This window comes from Cupriavidus sp. 8B (genome assembly GCF_054589115.1).
Window position 1 is genome coordinate 1 of record NZ_BAAILO010000650.1, and the last position, 3,030, is coordinate 3,030.

Annotated in this window: 4 protein-coding genes and 1 pseudogene; all 5 read left to right on the forward strand. The window is 61.7% G+C overall.

Features of this window, described 5'->3' with window-relative positions; genetic code table 11:
- A pseudogene (locus ACYP5B_RS51970) lies at positions 1–441 on the forward strand (PRTRC system ParB family protein); the annotation flags it as partial.
- Between the two features lie 56 nt (positions 442–497).
- A complete protein-coding gene (locus ACYP5B_RS51975; protein ID WP_459575319.1) occupies positions 498–965 on the forward strand; it encodes a PRTRC system protein E in 468 nt (155 codons plus the stop codon).
- A gap of 17 nt (positions 966–982) precedes the next feature.
- On the forward strand, positions 983–1,207 hold the full coding sequence (locus ACYP5B_RS51980; RefSeq protein ID WP_459575320.1) for a PRTRC system protein C: 225 nt from the start codon (positions 983–985) through the stop codon (positions 1,205–1,207).
- A 93-nt stretch (positions 1,208–1,300) separates the two neighbouring features.
- Complete coding sequence (locus tag ACYP5B_RS51985) at positions 1,301–2,431, forward strand: PRTRC system protein F (protein WP_459575321.1); 1,131 nt, start codon at positions 1,301–1,303, stop codon at positions 2,429–2,431.
- 8 nt (positions 2,432–2,439) lie between these two features.
- The coding region (locus ACYP5B_RS51990) for a PRTRC system protein B (protein ID WP_459575322.1) at positions 2,440–3,030 on the forward strand (591 nt) is incomplete at its 3' end.

Below are 3,030 nucleotides of genomic sequence, written 5' to 3' on the forward strand. Positions count from 1 at the left end.
TCCGGGCTTTCCCGCGACATTGGCGCGGTTGTCATGGGCAAGATCTACGAGAAGCTGGCGGACGACAAAGCGTCTGTCACGGACCTCGAGAAGAACCTGTCCACGGTGCAAGAGCTCGCTGCCGACAAGCGCCAGCAACTGACCATCGGCCTGACCGTCGCGGCAATCGAGGGTCTTGACGTACGGAACCTCGTGACGCTGTGCAAGTACCACAAGCTGGACCTGCGCCAGCACTGGACGCTGCAGAAATCCAAGGACTTCCTGGAGCGGCTGACCAAGTCCGAGATGAAGGTACTTGCCGATGAGCTTGGCATTCGTAAAGCACTCGGTGACAACTTCGCCAAGGTCTTCAATAAGTCCAAGCCGGAACTGATCGAGGCACTGCTCAACGTCGAAGGTTTCGACTATGCGGGCAAGCTGCCTAAAGTCCTTTGCTTCTGACCGCCACGCCGCGGCCAGCTTTCCATTCTCTTATCCCATCTTCTAAGGATCTATCCATGTTTCAGGAACTCGTTCCACTCGTCGCCGCGTGCGACAAGGTTGTGCTCACGCTGTCCATGAAGGGCGACGTGATGGCTGTGGTTGTCGCGCCGGTAGTTTCCAAGGCCGCAGATGCGGCGTTGGCAACGCCCCTCGCACTCACCGCCTCGCCGGCGGAGCTCGACGAGGGCTTCGCCCAGGCCGTCGCGTCGGTGTCGGTGACGCACCGCTCGCTCGCCGAGCAGGTGGAGGCTACCGCTTCCATCCTGAAGGCTGCTGCCAGCGCCCAAACTGCCAAGGCACAGAAAGCGCTGACCAAGGCCAACGGCAAGGTCGCACCGACTTCGCCACCGGCGGATGACGACGAAGAGGAGTCTGCTGGCAGCGCGCCGGCTGACGATGACGGTAGTGGCCAGGCTCCGGCCTCCACAACCACACAATCGTCTGCCGCGCCGGCCGGTACCAATCTGGCCGATCTGCTGTAACGGAAAGGAGACGCAATATGAGCCTGACCGTCCAGCAATTGACCCGCGAGTTCACGTACAACGGCATGACCCTGCCGGACCCTGGCTCGGCATTCACGCCGGACCAGGTGCGCGACATGTACACCGCCCAGTACCCGGAACTGACCACCGCTACGGTGGACGGGCCCGAGCACAACGGCGATACCGCGCGCTACAAGTTCGTCCGCGCAGCCGGCGCCAAGGGCTGCCATGCGCAAGCGTGACTTAATGAAGGCCTTGTCCAGTCCGGACTTTGGCCTTTCCTCCACGAAGCCGCCCGGAGAGGCGATTTTTTTTACCTCTCCGGAGATGGCATCGTGCTGTTCGATCCTCGCACCTTTGATGACGGCGTCCTTTCGGACGTCCCCGGGTGGACGCCATCGCGACAGCATCCCGCTGCCCGACGTCGATCTGCCAATGGTTTTCTGACACTACCAACGCTGCCATCGGATATTCCCGCCGGCGGCAAGCTGCGACATGACGAAGGCCCGGATGGCCTGGAGACCATCCAGGCCCAGTTCGAGGTCGGCATACTCGCGGCGCGTGATGTAAAGAGCGCGGTCAGCGCAGGGGATGCCTTTGCACAGGCCATGTTCGCGTGGCTGCGCAGGCGCACCCCCAGTTGCAAGCGGTTGAACTTCACATTTGCTCTGCTGGACCACGTTGCCGCGAGGGAGCAGGTCGAACAGTTCGGATGGGAGGACAACCTCGAAGCGCCGCTGTACCTGGCGATCGAGTTGCCCTGCGAGCAGCTGTACGAGATCGGGGAGCGTGCCGACGTCATGCGGCGGGCGCACCCCTCATTGCTCTATACGGCAATGGATCTGGTCAGTACGGCCGCAAGCCGCTCGCTGTTTATTCGCACCCCGGATGAACTGGCGGAGATGTTCGCTCGGTGGCACTGGGATTACGACGCCAGAATGAGCGACGAAGAAGCGAGAGCGTTTCTTGAGGAGCGGTTCGGCGAAGGGGATAGTGATATCGAGCGCTATCTGCCGACCAACGTGTTACCGCTCCTAGCCCCGGACGACGTCGTTCCCAAGGGCCGGCGCATGGATAAGCGTAGCCGCGTCAGGCGGCTGCGACGTTCGGAACTGGCATCGCTGGCTGCGCGCTCTCGGGGCTTGCCCCGGCGAATTTGTCGCGAACTGGTCAACCTGCAGACAGTCCTGGCGCGGTGCTCCCGCTACCGCATCCTCAAGACCTCGCAATGGGCCGAACCCGCGTACTCCGCGGCAACCATTGCGATGTCGTCTGGCCACTGGGTCGGGGAAATTCTTGACGACCACTTTGAATGCCTGAGCAGCGCCGGAGACTGCACGACTTACCAAGTGCTGATCCCTGTAGCAAGCGAGCCAAAGGCCATTCGCCAGCAGTTCAAAGAACTGGCATGCATGTTTGAAATCATCGCGGCACTCGACCGCGTCCTCACCTTGATATCCGAATAGGAGGGCCTATGGCCGGAATTGTGGTTGGAAGTCAGTCCCATGAGGTGGCCCTGCAAGGGGCCATTTTGCTTTATGGCCGCCAGGCCGGGGAATTCTCGTATGCCACCGCACACCAGATCGTGACGGATGAGCAGACGGGGTGCCCCGTCATTGGGGCAGGCGTGCCCCTCAACCGGCGCGCACTGATACACGCGGTCCGTCAGGTTGCGGAAGAAGCGCTGCCGAAAGGCGAGTTTCTAACGCCGAACGTTCTGTCCATCGGGCCACATGCCATCACGTGGTGGTGCCCGCCGGCACAGCGGCGCGTGTTCTTCTCGTGCGAGGAGCTTGGCGAGCGTAGCGCCGTGGTCCCGCACCCTGGTCTGGCTTTCCAGGCATACGCCTCTGGCTTTCGCGTGTTCGCTTTGATGCAAGACGAGCGGCCCACGCCGGAGACGGTGCTATATGAGCCGCCTTACTTCAACACGTGGGATCTGGGGAAGATTTGCATCGGTTCCGCACACGTACCGAAGCAGATTGATGTGGCGTCGATCGCCGGCTGGGAAGAAGCCTTCTTCTCGTCGGCCTTCACCCATCCCAATCACGGCGGTAAGCGGGTG

What these genes read in the sequence shown, in the direction of transcription:
- ACYP5B_RS51975 (WP_459575319.1), top strand. Translation starts at nt 498, where the DNA reads ATGTTTCAGGAACTCGTTCCACTCGTCGCCGCGTGCGACAAGGTTGTG.
- ACYP5B_RS51980 (WP_459575320.1), top strand. Translation starts at nt 983, where the DNA reads ATGAGCCTGACCGTCCAGCAATTGACCCGCGAGTTCACGTACAACGGC.